Consider the following 19126-nt stretch of genomic DNA (forward strand, 5'->3'; position numbering starts at 1 on the left):
TCAGGACTCGCTCTCGACCAGGCTGCGCGGTCGCATGTCGGTCCAGTTGGCCTCGATGTGGTCCAGGCACGCCTGGCGGCTGTCCTCCCCGAACACGATCCGCCAGCCCGCGGGCACCTCGGCGAAGGTGGGCCACAGCGAGTACTGGCCCTCGTCGTTGACCAGCGCGTAGAAGCGCCCGTTGTCGTCGTCGAAGGGGTTCGTCACCACAAGCCTCCAGTGCCGTCAGGTCAACTGAGGCTTACCTTAGTAAGGCGATACTAAGAGTGTCCAGCGGCGAAAAAGGTGACAAGAGCGTCGTTGACCACGTCCGGGCGCTCCAGATATCCGTAGTGCCCGGCGTCCGCGATTTCCAGGTACCGCGCGGACGGGATCGCGTCGGCGACCTCGCGCGCGAGGTACGCGGGCAGGCGGAGGTCGTCGGCGAACCCGATGACCAGGCAGGGGACGTCGATCGCGCGGTAGGCGTCCAGGCGGCTCTCGGTGATGTCGAGGTCGAGCTGCGCGCGCAGGCCGGGCGTCCACAGGGTCGGCGACATCTCGAAGATGTCGAGCCAGTCCGCGACCGCCGCGTCGTCGTTCAGCGTGCGGGGTGAGAGATTCTGCACTGCGCGCGTGACGGCCTCGTACTTCGCGGGCAGCGCGATCTCGCTGTCCCGCAACTCCTTCTCCGCCGCGCCCATCGCCGCGCGCATCGCGTCCGGGCGGCCGCGGGTGGCCATCAGCACGGCCTGGCTGACCAGTTCGGGGCGCGCGAGCATCAGCTCGGTGACCACCTGCGCGCCCATCGACGTGCCGACCAGGCGGCACGGGCCGAGGCCGAGGTGCTCGATCAGGCCCGCGGTGTCGGCGACCAGGTCGTCGATCGTGAAACCCGGCTCGGCAGGCGAGATTCCGCGATTGTCGAAGGTGATCGCGCGGTAGCCGGCGTCGACGAGCGCGGGCACCTGGTGCAGGTGCCACACCCGGCCGTTCGCCGCGGTGCCCATCACCAGCACCACCGGATCGCCCGAGCCGAGGTCGTCGTAGTTGATCTTTATGCCGTTGACGTCGGCGAGTGGCATGGTTCTCCTTGCAGGCTGGCCCGGCGCAGTCCGGGCATGGTCACCGCGACCAGGCAAACGCCGAGCACGCACACGATGCCGCCGGCGACGATCCCGCCCGCCGGGCCGAGCAGCCGCGCGGCCAGACCGGCTTCGGCGTTGCCGACGGCCGGGCCCGTCGTGGCCTGCGCGAGCCACAGGCTGCTGACCCGGCCCTGCAGGTGGTCGGGCGTGTGGTGCTGCAACAACGCGCGGCGCAGGATCTCCGAGGTCGTGTCGCCGATGCCCGCGATCGCCAGGAACAGCAACCCCAGCCACAGCTCGCCGGACACGCCGAACGCCGTGACCCCCAAGCCCCACAACAGGACCGACCCGATGAGCGCGCGGCCGCTGTGCCGGATCCGGCCGGTCCAGCCGCTGACCAGCGCGCCGACGAACGCGCCGACGGCGGGTGCGGTGTAGAGCAGACCGACCGCGGACGGGCCGCCGCCGAAGACCTCCGTGCCCATCTGCGGGAAGAGCGCGTACGGCATCGCGAAGAGCATCGCCCACAGGTCGATCACGAGCAGCCCGCGCACCACCGCGTTGTGCCGCAGGAAGCGGAAACCCTCGGCGATCGCGTGGAACGGGTGCTGGTGGTCCTGGTCCGGCTTGCCCGCCCGCAGCTCGGGCAGCCGCCACATGAGCAGGACCGCGGCGACGTAGCCGAGCGCGTCGATCGCGAAGCACGCGGCGACACCGGGCCCCGCCGCGATCACCCCGGCGACCGTCGGGCCGACCATCGCGCCGAACTGGCTGGTCACGGTGATCAGGGCGCCGGCCGCGGTCAGGTGCTCCGGTTTGACCAGCGACGGGATCGCAGCCATCAACGCCGATCCGCCCAGACCGTTGATCGCGCCTGCGAGGATCGCGGCGACGTAGACGAACCACAGCATCGGGTGCGGGATCGCGGCGTTGACCGCGAGCCCGCCGAGCACGACCGCGACAACCGCCCGCGTGGTGAGGATCAGGCGGCGCCGGTCGACCCGGTCGGCCATCACCCCGCCCGCGAGCAACCCGCCCAGCAACGCGATGCCGAACACCAGACTGACCAGTCCGACCTGGACCGACGACCCGGTCACCTGGTAGACGTGCAGGTTGATGGCGACGTTGGTGAGCGCCGTCGTCAGCACGGTGAGTGTCTGCGCGGCGAAGACGAGCCGGTACGCGGATGCGCTCCGTAGCGGCGTGACGTCGATGACCATTTCCCCGAGCCGCACGAGCACCTTCCCTTCGTAACGTCGGCTAGCCTAACCTAAGTTCGCGCGATCGAGGGAGCTGACGATGTTGCACGGCTGTGTGCCCTGGCCCGAGGAACTGGCGGCGAAGTACCGCGCCGAAGGCTATTGGACCGGACAGTCGCTCGACGTCCTGCTGACCGAGGGCGCCGCGGCACACGGAGATCGAGTAGCACTCGTGGCCGCCGATGGCGCGCGCTGGACCTACGCCGAACTCGACGCGTGGGCCTCGCGCCTGGCGGCCGGGCTGGTGTCGGCGGGCCTGCGGCCAGGTGAGCGCGTCGTCGTGCAACTGCCAAACGTGCCCGAGTTCGTGGCTCTGTTCTTCGCTTTCCTGCGCGCCGGGGTGCTGCCGGTGCTGGCGCTGCCCGCGCACCGGGAGAGCGAGATCGTGCCGCTGTGCGAGCTGAGCGACGCGGCCGCGTACGTGGTCGCGGACACCGACGACGCCGGATACGACTACCGCGAGCTGGCGCGGACGGTGCAGAAGGCCGTGCCGTCGGTGCGGCAGGTTTTCGTCGTCGGCGAGCACGCGGAGTTCCAGCCGCTGCCGATCGCGTCGCCGGTGCCGTTGCCGGTGCCGGATCCCGCTGACGTGGCGTTGTTCCTGCTCTCCGGCGGGACGACCGGCACGCCCAAGCTGATCCCGCGAACGCACCAGGACTACCTCTACAACGCGCGGGCGAGCGCCGAGGTGTCCGGGTTCTCCGCGGACACGCGGTACCTGGTGGCATTGCCCGCAGCGCACAACTTCGCGCTGGCTTCGCCGGGCCTGCTCGGTGCGATGGCCGCCGGTGGCACGGTGGTGCTGGCGCCGGATCCCAGTGCGGACACGGCGTTCGAGCTGATCGAGCGGGAGCGGGTCACGGTGGCCGCGGTGGTTCCGCCGGTCGCGCTGCTGTGGATGGACGCGACCGAGTTCATGGACGAGGACCTGTCCAGCCTGCAATTGCTCCAGGTGGGTGGCGCGAAGTTCAACGCGGAGCCCGCTTCCCGGGTGCGCTCGACGCTCGGCTGCGATCTCCAGCAGGTGTTCGGGATGGCCGAGGGACTGCTGAACTTCACCCGGCTGGACGATCCGGACGAGCTGAAGATCACCACGCAGGGCCGCCCGCTGTGCCCGGCGGACGAGGTGCTCGTGGTCGACGAGGAGGGCGACCCGGTGGCGCCCGGCGAAAGCGGCGAGCTGCTCACCCGCGGGCCGTACACGCTGCGCGGCTACTACCGGGCGGAGCAGCACAACGCGCGCTCGTTCACGCCCGACGGGTTCTACCGCAGCGGGGACGTGGTGCGGGCGCTGCCGTCCGGGCACCTGGTCGTCGAGGGGCGGATCAAGGACCAGATCAACCGGGGTGGCGAGAAGATCCCGGCCGAGGAGCTGGAGAACCACCTGCTGGCGCACCCGGCCGTGCACGATGCCGCGGTGGTCGGGATGCCGGACGAGGTGATGGGCGAACGGACGTGCGCGTTCCTGGTGGTGCGCGGGGAGGCGCCGACGCTGCGGGAGGTGACGGCTTTCCTGCGGGAGCGCGGGGTGGCGGCGTACAAGCTGCCCGACCGGCTGGAGGTGCTGGACAGCTTCCCGCTGACGAAGGTCGGGAAGGTGTCGAAGGTCGCGCTCGCCAAGCGGATCGCCGGGTGAGCGCTGGCGATCGCGGTGCCGAGTGCGACGCTGACGTCGGCCGGCGCCGGGTGACCACCGGCAGCCACGCCACCGACGCCCGCCCACGCCAGGTAAGCACCAGCAGCCGCGCCGACGCCAGCCCACGCCGCGCGAGCACCGGCAGCCGCTGCGCCGATATCCACCACCCACGCCTGGCCACCACCAGTAGCCATGGCACCAACACCAGCCCACGCCGCGTGAGCACCGGCAATCGCGATGCCGAGCTCTGGCCGCGCCGGGTCAGCACCGGCAGCCACGCCAGCTCCCGCCGCGTCAGCGCCGGCCACCCCGAGCACTCTGCCCGCCCCGCACCTGGAGAACACCCGTGAGCACCGGTGGACCCACCCGAGCCGCCTCCCGGACCAGCGCCGGTCAAGCGCCTGCGCCGCGCTCGGCGCCGTCCCGGGCGGCCGGCCTCGTCGTCGCGCTGGTGGTCCTCGTGGCCATCGCGTTGCTGAGCATCGCGGTCGGCGCGCGGTCCATTCCACTCGGGACGGTCGTCGACGCGTTGTTCCACCGCGACGGCTCGGATTCGTCCTATGTGGTCTGGTCGATCCGCGTGCCGCGGACGCTGATCGGCATCGCGGTCGGCGCTTCGCTGGGCGTGGCCGGCGCGCTGATGCAGGCGCTGACCCGCAACCCCCTCGCCGACCCGGGCCTGCTGGGCATCAACGCGGGCGCGGCGACGGCGGCCGCGTTGTCGGTCGGGGTGCTCGGGGTGACCGATCTGCGGGCGTTCGTGTGGTTCGCGTTCCTGGGCGCTGCCATCGCGGGTTTCGTGCTGTACGTGATCGCCGGCCGGGGCGGCTCGTCGCCGGTGCGGCTCGCGCTGGCGGGGACGGCCGTGTCGGCCGCGCTGACCGGCCTGACCCAGGCGATGACCCTGCTCGACACCCAGACGCTGGACCAGATGCGGTTCTGGACGGTGGGTTCGCTGGAGCGCGCCGACGGCGGCACCCTGGTGCGGGTGTTGCCGTTCCTGGTGGCCGGGGTGCTGCTCGCGTTCTTCCTGGCGCGCCCGCTGAACGCGCTCGCCCTCGGCGACGAGGCGGGCAAGTCGTTGGGCGCCCACCTCGGCCGGACGCGCGGACTGACCCTCCTGGCGGTCACGTTGCTGGCCGGCGCCGCGACGGCCGCCGTGGGGCCGCTGGTGTTCGTCGGGCTCGCGGTGCCGCACATGGTCCGCGCGATCACCGGGCCGGATCAGCGGTGGGTGCTGCCCTACTGCGCCCTGCTGGCCCCGGCGCTGCTGTTGCTGGCCGACGTGCTGGGACGGGTGATCGCCAAGGAGGAGATCGACGTCGGGGTGGTGACCGCCCTGCTCGGGGCGCCGCTGTTCATCGCACTGGTGCGCCGCACGAAGGCGGCCCGCTCATGACCAGGCCCCTCACCCGCACACGACTGGCCCACCCGCACGCCACCGCGCGCACGAGCCGCCCACTCACGCGCACACGAACAACCCACCCGCACACCGCCCCACACACCAGCAGCCCAACCACAAGCACACGAACAACCCACCCGCACCACCAGGAGGTGGCTCCCTCATGACCCACCTCCCCACCGCCCCCCGCGCAGCCACTCGCCTCACCGCCCGCGCCGCGAACCGCCGGAGTTTCCTCGTCTGCGTCGGGCTCGCGGTCGCGATCCTCGGCTTCGGGGTGCTCGCCCTGGGCACCGGGTCGATTTCCGTCGCGCCGCTCGACGTCGTCCGTACCCTGCTCGGCAACGGCAGCCGTATCACGAACTTCGCCGTGCTCGATCTCCGGCTGCCCCGGGTGCTCATCGCGCTGGCCGTCGGCGCCGCGCTCGGCATGAGCGGCGCGGTGTTTCAGAGCCTGTCCCGCAACCCGCTCGGCAGCCCGGACATCATCGGCTTCAACTACGGCGCCACCACCGGCGGCCTGCTGGTCATCCTGCTCTTCGGCGGCGGCACCCTGGCCGTCTCCGGCGGCGCGCTCGCCGGCGGGCTGGTCACCGCCATCGCCGTGTACGTCCTCGCCTGGCAGCGCGGCGTCCGCGGCTCCCGGCTGGTCCTGGTCGGCATCGGCATCAGCGCGATCCTGCAGGCGATCAACTTCTACCTGATCGTCAACGCCCAGATCGCCGATGTCGCCCGCGCCACGGTCTGGCTCACCGGCAGCCTCAACAACCTCGGCTGGACCCAGTTCTGGCCGCTGGTGATCGCCCTGGTCGTGTTGATCCCGCTGCTCCTCGCGGGCGCCCGCCGCCTCGACATGCTCGAGATGGGCGACGACGCCGCGGCCGCGCTCGGCGTGCGGGTCGAGCGCAGCCGCGTGTACCTGCTGATTGTCGGCACCGCCGCGTGCGCCATCGCGACCGCCGCCGCCGGCCCGATCGCCTTCGTGTCCCTCACCGCGCCCCAGCTGGCGAAACGGCTCACCCGGGCCGCCGGCGCAGGCATCCTCCCGGCCGCGTGGATGGGCGCGTTGCTGGTGCTGGTCGCGGACTTCGCCGCCCAGCGCGTCGCCGGCGCGTCGACGCTCCCGGTCGGCGTGGCGACCGCCGCGCTCGGTGGCGCCTATCTCGGCTGGCTCCTCTGGCGCCGCCGCTGAACGCGCAACGGCCCCGGGCGCCGCCCGGGGCCGATACCGAACTTCAGGCGCGCACCACGAACGGCGCCACCGAGCCCAGCTTCTCGCACGTCTCCTCGAACTCGCGTTCCGGCGTCGAGTCCGCGACGATCCCCGCGCCCGCGCGCAGCCACGCCTGCGAGCCCTCCTGGTACACCGCCCGCAGCACGAGCGCCGCGTCCAGGGAACCGTCTTGGGAAAGCGCTATCACCGAGCCGCTGTACAACCCGCGCGGGTCGTCCATCCGGGAGATCGCGTCGAGCGACTCGCGCTTGGGGATCCCGGACGCCGTCACCGCCGGGAACACCGCCTCCAGCGCGTCCCACGCCGACCGGCCGTCCGCGAGGTCCCCGTTCACCAGCGAAGCCAGGTGCTGCACGCTGCCCCGCTCCTTGATGCCCATGAAGTCCCCGACCCGCACCGATTCCGGCACGCACACCCGCCGCATCTCCTCCTGCGCGGTCCGCACCGACACGGCGTGCTCGAACACCTCCTTGGGGTCCGATTCGAGTTCGGCCCGCGCGGCCGCGTCCGCCTCGCTGCCCCGCCCGAACGCACGCGTCCCGGCCAGCGGCTGCGTCGTGACCCGCCCGCTCCCGTCGACCGAGACGACGATCTCCGGGCTGAACCCGGCAGCCTCGGCGCCGTTCAACCGCAACAGGAACGACCGGGCCGGGGTGTTGCCGCGCCGCCCCAGTTCGTAGGTCGCGACCAGGTCCGCCGGGAACGGGATCCGCACGACCCGCGACAGGATCACCTTCTGGTACTGCCCCTGCCTGATCTCCTTGACCGCCTGGGCGACCCGCTCGCGGTAGCTCTCGCCGCCCGCCCGGATGTCCACCTCGGCGGCGCGCGGCGAGTCGGCCTCGATGGACGCGTCGAGGATCTCCCGCACCCGTGCCCGCTCGCCCGCGTCGACCCCGCGGATGCGGACCGTCTGCCCGTCCAGCCGCACCTCGGTGCGCGGCACGATCACCCGCACCACCTCACCGGGCGGCGGCACGGCGCCGCGCAGCCCGAGTCCCGGCACCAGCCCGGCGAACGAGAAGTGCACACGACCGTAGGCGTTCCAGCCCTCCACCGGCAGTTCCGCGAGGGCCGACCGCATCGCCTCGCCCGGCGACCCGGTCCACGCACGATCGGTCACCTCGTCGCCGTACGAGATGCGCACTCGCGCGGCGTCGAGCGACACCGTCGCGAGCGCACCGCCGGCGAACGTCCACATGCCGTCGCGTTCGTAGACGACGTAGTCGTCGAACCCGGCGCGCGCCAGTCTGGTCACAAGGTTCAGTGGCTCAGCCACCGAGCCGGTTTCCTCGACGTCGTACTCGGTCACGCCCACTCCTCGGCTTTCACACCACTGACCGCGTACTCGGCAGGCCAGTCCAACGACGGTTCCCTGCGGTCGAGGATCGAGCGCAGGATTTCGCCGACCCGCACCGCGGTGTTCGAGAGCAGGGACGAGGTGATGCCGTGCGAGTGCTCGGTCCCGCCCTGCAGGTAGAGCCCGGCCTTCACGTCCGGGGTGACGAGCCGGTAGTCGCGCTCGATCCGCAGGCGGCCCTGCTCGTCGCGGCGGCACTTCGCGGCCAGCTCGCCGAGCAGCGACGTCGGATCGGCCGGACGGTATCCGGTGGAGTAGACGACGAGGTCCGCGTCCAGCACGGTCTTCTCGCCGGTGGTCAGGGATTCGATCGCCATCCGGACGCCGGATTCGGTTTCGGTGACGTCGATCGCGCGGCACGCGTTGAAGATCCGCAGCCGCTGCACGCCCTGCACCTTCTCGCGGTAGACGCGGCGGTACAGGTCGTCGATGAGGTCGAGGTCGACGGCCGAGTAGTTCGTATTGCCGTGGTAGTCCATCAGGCGGCGCTTGACGTCTTCGGGCGCGGTGTAGAACGCGTCGACCGCTTCCGGGTCGAAGATCCGGTTCGCGAACGAGCTGTCGTCCGAGGGGCTGTAGCCGTAGCGGGCGAACACCGAGCACACCTCGGCGCGCGGGAACTTGTCGTGCAGGAACGCGGTGACCTCCGCGGCGCTCTGCCCGGCGCCGACGACGATGCACCGTTCGGGGTCGGACACCTTGTCGATGCGGTGCAGCAGCTGGTGGTTGTGCCAGATCCGGTCACTGACCGTGACACCCTCGGGGAGGTTGGGCCGCAGGCCAGTGCCGAACACGACGTTGCGGGCGCGCAGCACCTGACCGTCCGTGGTCCGCACGTCGAACAGCGCTTCCTCGCCCGGGACCGGCGTGATCCCGGCGACCTCGCGGTCGTAGGAAACGAGGTCGTCGACCTTCGCCGCCGACCACTCCAGGTAGTCGTGGAACTCGATCCGCAGCGGGAAGAGGTTCTTGTGGTTGATGAAATCGACGAGGCGCCCCTGGCTGTGCAGGTAGGACAGGAAGCTGAACTCGCTGGCCGGGTTGCGCATGGTGACGAGGTCCTTGAGGAACGACACCTGCATCGTGGCGTTGTCCAGCAACATCCCCCGGTGCCAGCCGAACCGCGGCTGACGCTCGAGGAAGTGCGCGGTGACCGCCTCCCCGCCGCCGGCGTTGTGCTCGGTGACGGCGATCGCCAGTGCGAGATTCGAAGGGCCGAAGCCGACCCCGACCAGGTCGTAGACCGGAACTTCCTGCGGTTCTGGCATGCCCGTCCTATCCGTAGATGTACAACCGAGGCAACCCTAACCTAAGTTAGGGGAGGCTTAACTACTACATTCGGGCGTGATGTTGATCCCGGAACGAGGAGGACCGATGCGGGTCGCGATGTTCGGCTACCAGACGTGGGGGCACCGCACGCTGCGTGCACTGCTGGACGCCGGTCACGAGGTGGTGCTCGTCGTGACGCACCCGAAGAGCGACCACGCGTACGAAAAGATCTGGTCCGACTCGGTCGCGGATCTCGCCAGGGACAACGGTGTTCCGGTGATCGAACGCAACCGCCCCGACGACGACGTGACGGCCGCGCTCAAGGAGGCGGCCCCGGAAATCATCGTCGCGAACAACTGGCGCACCTGGCTGCCGCCGGAGATCTTCAACCTGCCGCCCCGGGGAACCCTCAACGTGCACGATTCGCTGTTGCCCGCCTACGCCGGTTTCTCACCGTTGATCTGGGCGCTGATCAACGGGGAGAAGGAGGTGGGCGTGACCGCGCACATGATGAACGACGAGCTCGACGCGGGCGACATCATCCTGCAACGATCCGTCGAGGTCGGTCCACGTGACACGGTGACGGACCTGTTCCACCGCACGGTCGACCTCATCGAACCGGTGGTGTCGGAGGCCCTGGCGAAGCTCGAATCAGGGGATTACGAGCCGGTTCCCCAGGACCGCTCGAAGGCCAGCTTCTTCCACAAGCGGTCCATCGAGGACAGTCGAATCGACTGGACCTGGCCCGCCGAAGACATCGACCGCCTGGTCCGCGCCCAGTCCGACCCGTACCCGAACGCCTTCACCACCCACAAGGGACAGACCATCCGGATCACCAAGGCGTCCGTCTCGAAGGGACGCTACGGCGGCACACCCGGCAGGATCTTCATCCCCGAAGGCGACGGAGTGGTGATCGTCGCCGGCGCCGACGCCCGGTTCGGCAAGAACCACGGCCTGGTCATCGAACAGGTCCGCCTCGAAGACGGCACGGAACTGGCGGCCACCGACTACTTCACAAAGATGGGCGGCTACCTAGGCCGCTGAAAGCGCACTTGATCTTTGCACACAAAGGTAGCTGGGTGGTCATCCCGTCGCCTGACACCGGCGCGATCACCTTGAGCCAGGGCCGCAACCTCCGCGCCCGCGTGAGATGACATGCCAACCTTGCGGCCCTGGCTCAAGGTGATATGCACAAACCGGAAGGCGACGGGATGACCACCCGGCGACCACCCACCCGAGGTGGGCCGAGGCACCCAACCCCTGGTCATCCCGGAGCCTGCCCGTCCGGCGAGGACTCTTTTGATCTTTAAACCCGCGCCTTCGCGCGAAAAGCGCCTCACGGCGCCGGAAGGTCACCTTCCGACCACCCCCCGCCCCCGATGCCTGATTGTGTTTCAGTCGCCGAGCAGGCGCGTCAAGGCGGGAAAGAGTACCTTGACACGCCTGGTCGGCGACTAAAGATCGGCTGTGGATCGGGGGCGGGGGAGGTCTGGTTGGGATAGTCGCTTACTTTTCGTTGCCGGCTTGCGTTTGGGGCGGGAGGCGTGGCTCAGCTCTTCTTTGCCCTGCTTGGTGCCACTCTCGGCGGCTCGTTGGGCTGCTTCGGGTACACCGGCGGCCACGGCGCATCCATCAATCCTGCTGCCATGTCCCGCGCCGACATTTCCAGCAGCGGCTCGATCGACTGCGGCCGCTCCCGCATCTGCGCCCACGGGTCACCTCGGCGGGATACCAGGTCCGGCACCGTCGACAGGGTCAGCTCACCTGGTTCCACTGTGGACAGCTCGTCCCACGAGATGGGCGTCGAGACTTGCCCGCCGGCCCGTGGGCGGACGCACCATGCGCCGAAAACCGTTTTGTGCGGGGCGTTTTGGTTGAAGTCCACGAAGACCCGGGCGCCCCGCTCTTCCTTCCACCACTGCGCGGTGATCAGGTCCGGGTGCGTGCGCTCCAGCTCCCGCGCCAGGGCGACCGCGGCTGCGCGCACCGCGTAGGAGTCCCATCGTGGTTCCAGGGCGACGTAGACGTGCAGGCCACGGGAGCCCGTTGTCTTGATGTACGCCGTGATGCCCAGGGAGTCCAGCAGGTCCTTCGTCAGCACCGCCGCCTCGCGGACCTGCTCGAACGTCACCCCGGGCGACGGGTCCAGGTCGATACGCAGCTCGTCTGCGAACTCGGGCGCCGACGCCCGGTACGGCCACACGTGGAAACCGATGCAGCCCAGGTTCACCGCCCACAGGATGTGCCCCAGGTCAGCCGCCACCAGGGCATCCGAGGTCGTTCCGTTCGGCGTGGACACCACCGTGGTGCGCACCCACGACGGCGTCGACTTGGGGACGCGCTTCTGGAACCACGACTTACCGCTCGCGCCGTCCGGATAGCGCTCCAGCAGCAACGGCCGGTCCCGCAGCGTGTTCATCAACGGGCCCTCGACCGCCTGGTAGTACCGGACCAGGTCGAGCTTCGTCTCGCCGCGCTCGGTGAAGTACACCTTGTCCGGCGACGAGATGGTGACCTCGGTGCCTTCGATGGGTACAGCGCTCATGCTCTCACCTCGCTGAACAGGGCGGTCAGCTCCGCCGGCGGCACCTCTTCCAGCTGGTCGTACCGACACGAGTCCGGGGTCCGGTCGGGCCGGAACCGCACGAGGCGCGTCGCGTGGCGGAAGCGGCCCGCCTGCAGGTGGTCGTAGCGGACCTCGGCGACCAGTTCGATCCGCAGCGGCTCCCACGACAGGTCCTTGCCCGCGTTCCACCGGCTCTGCGCGCCCGGCACCCGCCTGCCATCCGGCTCGAACGACGCCCACTCTCGCCACGGGTGCTGCTCCATCGCGCCCTCCCGCAGCGGCGCCAGCTCGTCGACCAGCTCCCGGCGCCGCGCCGCGGTGAAACTGCTCGCCACCCCCATGTGCTGCAGCCGCCCGTCCCCGTCGTACAGGCCGAGCAGCAGCGAACCGATCCCGTTGCCGTCCTTGTGCCAGCGGAACCCCGCCACCACACAATCGGCGGTGCGCTCGTGCTTGACCTTCCACATCACCCGCTTGTCCTGCTCGTACGGCAGGTCCCCCGGCTTCGCCATGACACCGTCGAACCCGGCGCCCTCGAACCGGGTGAACCAGTCCTGCGCGACGTCCGGGTCCTGCGTCATCGGCGTCAGGTGCACCCGCGCGAGTGAGTCGTCGAGCACCCCTTCGAGGACGTGCCTGCGCCGCTGGAACGGTTCACCGGTCAGGTCGGCGTGGTCGAGGGCGAGCACGTCGAACGCGACGAAGCTGGCCGGCGTCTCCACGGCCAGCTTCCGCACGCGCGACGCGGCCGGGTGCAGCCGGAGCTGGAGGCTGTCGAAGTCGAGACCGCCGCTGGTGACGATCACGATCTCCCCGTCGACCACGCACCGGTCCGGCAGCGCGGCCTTCAGCAGGTCCACCAGCTCGGGGAAGTACCTGGTCAGGGGACGGTCGTTGCGGGAGCCCAGCTCGACCTCGTCACCGTCGCGGAACACGACGCAGCGGAACCCGTCCCACTTCGGCTCGTAGTGCAGCCCGGGTTCGCGGGGCATCTCGTGCACGGCCTTCGCCAGCATCGGCTTGACCGGCGGCATCACGGGCAGGTCCACACCGCTGACTCTAGGCCGGAAAAATTCTCCGCGCGCCATGTCGAGAAAACGTGATCCGCTCCGGACCTCCTTCCGACAGAGGCTCGACCAGGAAGGATGACCCCCATGAAGTACATGGTGATTCTGTACGGCAACCAGGAGCTGTGGGACTCGGTGACGCCGGACGAGTGGCAGGCGGCCGTCGCCGCGCAGGACGCGTTCAACGAGAAGTACTTCGCGACCGGCGAGCTGCTCGGCGCGTACGGCATCGCGGACCCGAAGGTCGTCCGGGTCCGCGACGGGCAGAAGACGGTCACGGACGGGCCGTACCTGGAGACCAAGGAGTACCTGGCCAGCGTGGCGATGCTCGAGGTGGACAGCGAGGAGCGGGCGCTGGAGATCGCGGCGGACAACCCGTTCGCCGCGTTCCGGCAGGTCGAGGTGTGGCCGGTGCTGCACGGCGGCGAGGGATGACCGACGACCTGCTGCGCGAGCTGGCGCCGCAGGTGCTGGCGATCCTCATGCGCCGCTACGGCGGGCTCGACACGTGTGAGGACGCGGTGCAGGAGGCGCTGCTCGCGGCCGCCACCCAATGGGACGAGACCGGCGTGCCGGACAACCCGCGCGGGTGGCTGCTGACGGTCGCGACGCGGCGCCTGACCGACTGGATGCGCAGCGACAGCGCACGGCGCCGCCGGGAGGACGAGGACCTGCTCGCCACCCCGGCGGCGCAGCTGGTGGCGCCGGGCGCGGACGAACGCGGCCCCGGCGACGCGGACGACACGCTCACCCTGCTGTTCCTGTGCTGCCACCCGTCGCTGTCGGTGCCGTCGCAAACCGCGCTGACCCTGCGCGCCGTCGGCGGCCTCACGACGGCCGAGATCGCGAAGGCGTTCTTCGTCCCCGAGGCGACGATGGCCCAGCGGATCAGCCGCGCCAAGCAGAAGGTCAAGGGCGCCCGGTTCACCCTGCCGCCCGAGGAGGAGCGGGACGAGCGGCTGAACGCGGTCCTGCACGTGCTGTACCTGATGTTCAACGAGGGCTACACGGCGACCGCGGGCCCCGACCTGCAGCGCGACGACCTGGCCGCCGAGGCGATCCGGCTGACCCGCCTGTTGCGGCGGCTGCTGCCGTCGGACTGGGAGGTCGCGGGCTTGCTGGCGCTGATGCTGCTGACCCACGCCCGGCGGCTCGCGAGGACCGTCGACGGCGAGCTGGTCCCGCTGTCCGAACAGGACCGCAGCCGCTGGGACCGCACCATGATCGAAGAGGGGGTGGCCCTGGTCAGCGAGGCCTTGGCGAAGACCACCCGGCTCGGCGCGTACCAACTGCAGGCCGCGATCGCCGCCGTGCACGACGAAGCCGCAAGCGACGACGAGACGGACTGGCCCCAGGTGCTGGCGCTGTACGGCTTGCTGGAGCGGGTCGCCCCGAACCCCATGGTGACCCTGAACAAGGCAGTGGCCGTGGCGATGACGTCGGGCCCCCGAGCCGGCTTGGAACTGCTGGACTCGCTCGCTGAGGATCCACGCCTGGCCAAGCACCACCGCCTGCACGCCGTCCGCGCCCACCTGCTGGAGCGGGCAGGCGAGACAGCGGAGGCCCGCAAGGAATACCAACTGGCCGCCAAACGGACGACGAGCCTCCCCGAGCAGCGCTACCTGCAAAGACGGGCAGCAAGGTGCAACACCCCCAACTGAGCTGGGTGGTCATCCCGGCGCCTGCCCGTCCGGCGAGGGCTCTCTGAAGATCGGCTGTGGATCGGGGGGCGGGGGAGGTTGTTTTGACGAACCGTCTAACCTCTGGACATCTCGTATAAGATGGGTTCATGCTCGATCTCGAAGCCATCAGGAGCGCCGCCAAGCGGATCGACGGTGTCGCTCATCGGACTCCTGTCCTGACGTCCACCACCCTCGACCGGCGCACCGGCACCACCGCGTTCCTCAAGGCCGAGAACTTCCAGCGCATCGGCGCCTTCAAGTTCCGCGGCGCCTACCACGCGATCTCCCACCTGACACCCGACCAGCTCAGCAAGGGCGTCGCCGCCTACTCGTCCGGTAATCACGCCCAGGCGGTCGCCCTCGCGGCTCAACTGGTGGGCAGCAAGGCCGTCATCCTGATGCCCGAGGACACCCCGTCCTCCAAGATGGACGCCACCCGCGGCTACGGAGCCGAGATCCTGACCTACGACCGCTACACCGGCGACCGCGTCGCGATGGGCAACCAGCTCGCCGAGGAGCGGGGCCTGACCCTCATCCCACCCTACGAGCACCCGCACATCATGGCTGGTCAGGGCACCGCCGCGCTGGAACTCCTCGAGGAGACCGGCGAGCTGGACACCCTCATCGCCCCGATCGGCGGTGGCGGGCTGATGGCCGGCAGCGCCACCGCGGCCAAGGGCCTGCACCCCGGCATCCGCGTGGTCGGCGTCGAGCCCGAGCAGGCCGACGACACCCGCCAGTCCCTCCAGCGGGGCGAACGCGTCCAGATCCCCGTCGCGCGCACCATCGCCGACGGGCTCGCCGCCGACATCCCCGGCGAGCTGACCTTCTCCGTCAACCAGCGCCTGGTCGACGACATCGTCCTGGTCAGCGACGACGAGATCCGCGAGGCGATGCGGTTCGCGTTCGAGCGGCTCAAGATCGTCCTCGAACCGAGCGGCGCGACCTCCCTCGCGGGGCTGCTCAAGGGCGGCTTCACCGGCCGGGTCGGCGTCATCCTTTCCGGCGGCAACATCGGCGTCGAGCGCTTCCGCGAACTGCTCGGCTGACCGAGACAGCCGGGTGCCGCCCCCGACGGACGGCACCCGGCCCGCTCACGGCGTCGCCAGCGCCTCCGTCGGCGACAGCCGGGACGCGCGGATCGCCGGGTACAACCCCGCGATGCCGCCGATCACCAGCGTCGCCGCGGCGCCGCCCGCCACCGCCCACAGCGGCACCACCACCGGCCACGACTGGTACACCGCGTAGCCCACTGTCACGAGGCTTCCCAGCACCGCGCCGGCGAGCCCGCCGAGCGCGGACAACAACAGCGACTCCGCGAGGAACTGAGTGCGGATCTGCCCGCGCGTCGCCCCCAGCGAGCGTCGCAAGCCGATCTCCGCGCGCCGCTCCAGCACCGAGATCACCATCGTGTTCGCCACCCCGACCCCGCCGACCAGCAAGGCCACCGCGCCCAGCCCGAGCAGCAGCCCGGTGAACGCTTCGCCCGCCGCTTGCTGTGCGGCGAGCGCGTCGGACGGCCGGGACACCTCGATCTCGTTCGGCGCGGCCGGGTTCGCGGTCGCGCCGAGCACCGACTGCACCGCCGGGACCTGCGCGTCCTGCGACCGCGTGTAGATCGTGGTGGGCAGCCCGTCGAACCGCAGCTCGCTCGCCGCCACCTCCCAGCCGACCAGCGCGGCCGAGTCCAGCTCGGGCGCCAGCGGGGCCGGTTCGAGGATCCCGACGACGGTGAACCAGCGCCCGCCGACCAGCACCCGCACATCCGGCCCGGCGCGCGAGATGCCCAGCCGCTCGGCCGCGGACGAGCCGAGCACGACCGCCGGGTAGCCGCTCGTGGCTTCGTTGAGCCAGGTTCCGCTGCGCACCCGCGCACCGGTCGTCGCCGGGAGGTCCAGCCGGGCCGCGTAGGCGGCGAGCCCGTTGGTCTGCGCCTCGGGGATCTTGTCCGTGCGGTAGACCTTCGCGTCGCCCAGCCGCGCGATCGCCGACACCGACTCGACCGGCCCGATCCGCGCGACCATCGCCTCCGCCGTCTCCGGCAGCTGCGCCTCCTCACCGGTCAGGGTGGTGCCCGGCGACACGGTGAGCAGGTTGGTGCCGAGCGCCGCCAGCGTCCGGTCCAGCTCGGCCCGCGACGACGACGAGATCCCGACCACCGCGACCATCGCGGCGATACCGATCGCGATCCCCAGAGCGGACAGGAACGCACGCGTAGGACGGGTCCGCAGGCCGACCGCGCCGACCTTGACGACGTCCCGCGGCCACATCCGGGCCGGCGACAACGCGGTGGTCATCGCGTCACCTCCTCGACGACCCGGCCGTCCCGCATCCGCACCTGCCGCGGCAGCGACGCCGCGATGTCCCGGTCGTGCGTGATGATCACGACCGTGGTGCCGGATTCGTTCAGCTCCCGCATCAGCGTCATCACCCCGGCGCCGGACGCCGAGTCGAGCGCGCCGGTCGGCTCGTCGGCCAGCAGCAGCGGCGGATCACCCGCCACGGCCCGCGCGATCGCCACCCGCTGCCGTTCCCCGCCGGACAGCTCGTGCGGCTCGTGGTCCATCCGGTGCCCGAGCCCGACCCGCTCCAGCGCGGCCGCCGCCCGGCGCCGCCGCTCCCCCGCGCGCAGTCCGGTGTAGAGCAGGCCGTCGGCGACGTTGTCCAGCGCCGCGGTGCCCGCGGCGAGGTGGAACTGCTGGAACACGAACCCGATCCGCCGCGCCCGCAACGCGGACAGCTTCGCGTCGGACAACGCGGCGACGTCGTGGCCGTCGATGTGCACGCTGCCCGAGGTGGGCCGGTCGAGCGTGCCGAGCACGTTGAGCATCGTCGACTTGCCCGAACCGGACGGCCCCACGATCGCGACCAGCTCCCCCTGCTCGATCCGCAACGACACCCCGGCCAGCGCGGTCACGCCCGAATAGCGCTTGGTCACGTCGGTCAGCGAGATCATTTCGGCATCCCCACGACCATGCCCTCGGTGATCCCGTCGCCGGAGATCTCGACCTTGCCCTCGGCGAACAACCCGGTCCGCACCGGCACGTACCGCGTGGTGGCGCCGTCGACGACCTCGACACCGAACCCGCCTTCGGCCAACGCGACGAGCGCGGCGACCGGCACGGTGAGCACGTTCTCGCGTTTCTCGGCGGTAAAGGTGACGTCCACGGACGCGAGGGCGTAGCTCGCCGCGGCCTGCTGGTCGTCGAACGCGATCTCGACCTCGACCTTGGTCTGCGGCTCCTCCCCCTGACCGCTTGCCGGCTCGATCACGGTGCTGACGTCGGTGATCTTCCCAGCCAGCTTCCGGTCGTCGGGCAGCGCGACCTGCACGGCAGCGCCCTCCTGGGCCAGCCGCTGGTCCGACGGGTCCAGCTCGACGGTGACCGCCTTCGCGGTTCCGGTGTAGGACAGCACCTTCTGCCCCGGCGAAGCGGGCTGCCCGGCGCTCGCGTCGACGGTCTCGACCCGGATCTCGGCCGGCGTGAACACGACCCGCCCCAGCTCCACGACCCCGGTCTCGTCGAGGCCGAGGTCCTCCTGCCACTCGCGGACGGCGTCGGCGGTGGCCGAGCTGTAGTCGTCGTCGATCGTGAACCCGGTGTAGCCCAGTGCGCTGAGGTTCTCCTCGAGCTGCCGCACGTCGGCGCCCTCGGTGCCCTCGGCCAGCGGCCGGTAGGCCGGCATCGCGCCGTACATCAACGTCACCGGTTTGTCGTCGACGCGGAAGACGGGCTGCCCGCGGCTGATCACGGCGCCGCTGTCCGGCACGGAGGTGAGGGTCCCCGGCAGGCGGTTGGCCAGTGTGGACGAGACGCCGTAGCCGAGTTCGCCGTCCTCGGTCTGGGTGTCGTCGAGCGTCTGCCGCTGGACCTTCGCCGTGCTCGGCGGCAGCTCCACCGCGGCAGGTGCGGTGCCGTCGTCACCACGCGCGAGGACCACGTACCCACCGCCCGCGACGGCGACCACCAGCACGAGGACGACCGCGTACAGCCGCCCGCGTCCGCGTGTTCTCGCCTCGGTCATCCGCGCGCCCCCGCGAGCACTTCCTGGCACTTCTGCGACGCCTGCTCGAAGTCCGGGTCCTGCGACAGGCTGCCGTCGATGCGGATGCCCTTCTGACCGGGCTCCGGGTCGGGGAAGGCCTCGACGCCGTTCTCCCGCATGCAGACCGCGAAGTCGCGCGCGGCCTGCTCCATCTTCGGATCGGACTTGGCGGCGCCGTTCTCCTGCGGGTTGTACTGACGGCAGGCCTCCTGCGCCTTGTCCACGGTTTCCCTCGGCACCGATCCGTCGAGCTTGAGCGTGATCCGGCCGTCCACCGGATCCTCCATCGGGACGCCGTTCTCCCGCATGCACTGCGCGTACTTCAGCCCCATGTCCCCGTTGCCCATGGTGGGTGCGCTGCCGGCGGTGGTGCTCGCGGCGCCGCCCGCGGAGGCCACCCCGGTCCCGCCGTCGTCACCGGAACCGCACCCGGCGAGCGCCAGTGCGAGGGCCACGGGAACCGCGGCCAGGATCTTGCGCATCAGGATCTCCTTCGCATTCGAGTACGAACGGAGGGGAATGAAACGGGGCGCGGCA

Annotated in this window: 18 protein-coding genes; 7 read left to right on the plus strand and 11 right to left on the minus strand. The window is 70.7% G+C overall.

Going from position 1 to position 19126, the window contains the following annotated elements; genetic code table 11:
• Genes AMYTH_RS0125635 through entS form a run of 3 tightly spaced genes read right to left on the minus strand, consistent with a single transcriptional unit; the run spans position 1 to position 2302 of the window.
• Complete coding sequence (locus AMYTH_RS0125635; protein WP_191245338.1) at positions 1-207, minus strand: MbtH family protein; 207 nt, start codon at positions 205-207, stop codon at positions 1-3.
• A gap of 53 nt (positions 208-260) precedes the next feature.
• A complete protein-coding gene (locus AMYTH_RS0125640; RefSeq protein WP_027932666.1) occupies positions 261-1064 on the minus strand; it encodes an alpha/beta fold hydrolase in 804 nt (267 codons plus the stop codon).
• Positions 1037-2302 (minus strand): enterobactin transporter EntS, encoded by a 1266-nt coding sequence (entS, locus tag AMYTH_RS0125645; RefSeq protein WP_228684955.1) that lies wholly within the window; start codon positions 2300-2302, stop codon positions 1037-1039. The genes AMYTH_RS0125640 and entS overlap by 28 nt, the downstream gene beginning before the upstream one ends.
• Before the next feature lie 64 nt (positions 2303-2366).
• Here entS and AMYTH_RS0125650 point away from each other — a divergent pair, with 64 nt between their 5' ends.
• The 3 genes from AMYTH_RS0125650 to AMYTH_RS0125660 all read left to right on the plus strand — a co-directional run bounded on the left by AMYTH_RS0125650 (position 2367) and on the right by AMYTH_RS0125660 (position 6556).
• The gene (locus tag AMYTH_RS0125650) at positions 2367-3962 is read left to right on the plus strand and encodes a (2,3-dihydroxybenzoyl)adenylate synthase (protein ID WP_027932668.1); all 1596 of its coding nucleotides are present in this window, start codon (positions 2367-2369) and stop codon (positions 3960-3962) included.
• A 346-nt stretch (positions 3963-4308) separates the two neighbouring features.
• On the plus strand, positions 4309-5361 hold the full coding sequence (locus tag AMYTH_RS0125655) for a FecCD family ABC transporter permease (protein WP_037322681.1): 1053 nt from the start codon (positions 4309-4311) through the stop codon (positions 5359-5361).
• Positions 5362-5527: 166 nt separating this feature from the next.
• A complete protein-coding gene (locus AMYTH_RS0125660) occupies positions 5528-6556 on the plus strand; it encodes a FecCD family ABC transporter permease (RefSeq protein ID WP_027932670.1) in 1029 nt (342 codons plus the stop codon).
• 43 nt (positions 6557-6599) lie between these two features.
• On the opposite strand, the gene AMYTH_RS0125665 is transcribed toward AMYTH_RS0125660, so the two are convergent.
• Positions 6600-7910 carry a salicylate synthase gene (locus tag AMYTH_RS0125665; protein ID WP_027932671.1) on the minus strand — a complete coding sequence of 437 codons (1311 nt, stop codon included), beginning with the start codon at positions 7908-7910 and terminating at the stop codon, positions 6600-6602.
• The gene (locus AMYTH_RS0125670; RefSeq protein ID WP_027932672.1) at positions 7907-9226 is read right to left on the minus strand and encodes a lysine N(6)-hydroxylase/L-ornithine N(5)-oxygenase family protein; all 1320 of its coding nucleotides are present in this window, start codon (positions 9224-9226) and stop codon (positions 7907-7909) included. Before AMYTH_RS0125670 ends, AMYTH_RS0125665 begins: the two co-directional genes overlap by 4 nt.
• A 106-nt stretch (positions 9227-9332) precedes the next feature.
• Here AMYTH_RS0125670 and AMYTH_RS0125675 point away from each other — a divergent pair, with 106 nt between their 5' ends.
• Complete coding sequence (locus AMYTH_RS0125675) at positions 9333-10271, plus strand: methionyl-tRNA formyltransferase (protein WP_027932673.1); 939 nt, start codon at positions 9333-9335, stop codon at positions 10269-10271.
• A 505-nt stretch (positions 10272-10776) separates the two neighbouring features.
• Here AMYTH_RS0125675 and ligD read toward each other — a convergent pair.
• Together ligD and AMYTH_RS0125685 are read right to left on the minus strand one after the other, a co-directional pair.
• Complete coding sequence (gene ligD / locus AMYTH_RS0125680) at positions 10777-11772, minus strand: non-homologous end-joining DNA ligase (protein WP_027932674.1); 996 nt, start codon at positions 11770-11772, stop codon at positions 10777-10779.
• Positions 11769-12842, minus strand: coding sequence for an ATP-dependent DNA ligase (locus tag AMYTH_RS0125685; RefSeq protein ID WP_027932675.1), 1074 nt, complete (start codon positions 12840-12842; stop codon positions 11769-11771). The genes ligD and AMYTH_RS0125685 overlap by 4 nt, the downstream gene beginning before the upstream one ends.
• Positions 12843-12947: 105 nt before the next feature.
• Between AMYTH_RS0125685 and AMYTH_RS0125690 the strand changes: the two genes are divergently transcribed.
• The 3 genes from AMYTH_RS0125690 (at position 12948) to AMYTH_RS0125700 (ending at position 15591) form a co-directional block, all read left to right on the plus strand.
• Positions 12948-13295, plus strand: coding sequence for a YciI family protein (locus tag AMYTH_RS0125690; protein ID WP_027932676.1), 348 nt, complete (start codon positions 12948-12950; stop codon positions 13293-13295).
• Positions 13292-14521: an RNA polymerase sigma factor gene (locus AMYTH_RS0125695; RefSeq protein WP_037322682.1), complete on the plus strand. Its 1230-nt coding sequence runs from the start codon at positions 13292-13294 to the stop codon at positions 14519-14521. Before AMYTH_RS0125690 ends, AMYTH_RS0125695 begins: the two co-directional genes overlap by 4 nt.
• 128 nt (positions 14522-14649) lie before the next feature.
• On the plus strand, positions 14650-15591 hold the full coding sequence (locus tag AMYTH_RS0125700; RefSeq protein WP_027932678.1) for a threonine/serine dehydratase: 942 nt from the start codon (positions 14650-14652) through the stop codon (positions 15589-15591).
• 45 nt (positions 15592-15636) lie between these two features.
• Here AMYTH_RS0125700 and AMYTH_RS0125705 read toward each other — a convergent pair whose 3' ends face one another.
• The 4 genes from AMYTH_RS0125705 to AMYTH_RS0125720 are packed head-to-tail and all read right to left on the minus strand — an operon-like array spanning position 15637 to position 19071.
• Positions 15637-16839: an ABC transporter permease gene (locus AMYTH_RS0125705; protein WP_027932679.1), complete on the minus strand. Its 1203-nt coding sequence runs from the start codon at positions 16837-16839 to the stop codon at positions 15637-15639.
• Complete coding sequence (locus tag AMYTH_RS0125710; RefSeq protein WP_027932680.1) at positions 16836-17498, minus strand: ABC transporter ATP-binding protein; 663 nt, start codon at positions 17496-17498, stop codon at positions 16836-16838. The genes AMYTH_RS0125705 and AMYTH_RS0125710 overlap by 4 nt, the downstream gene beginning before the upstream one ends.
• Entirely contained in the window at positions 17495-18568 is a 1074-nt protein-coding gene (locus AMYTH_RS0125715) for an efflux RND transporter periplasmic adaptor subunit (protein WP_027932681.1), read from the minus strand. Before AMYTH_RS0125715 ends, AMYTH_RS0125710 begins: the two co-directional genes overlap by 4 nt.
• Positions 18565-19071 carry a hypothetical protein gene (locus AMYTH_RS0125720; RefSeq protein WP_027932682.1) on the minus strand — a complete coding sequence of 169 codons (507 nt, stop codon included), beginning with the start codon at positions 19069-19071 and terminating at the stop codon, positions 18565-18567. The genes AMYTH_RS0125715 and AMYTH_RS0125720 overlap by 4 nt, the downstream gene beginning before the upstream one ends.
• Between the last annotated feature and the right edge of the window lie 55 nt (positions 19072-19126).

The sequence above is a fragment of the Amycolatopsis thermoflava N1165 genome (assembly GCF_000473265.1).
Classification (GTDB): domain Bacteria; phylum Actinomycetota; class Actinomycetes; order Mycobacteriales; family Pseudonocardiaceae; genus Amycolatopsis_E; species Amycolatopsis_E thermoflava.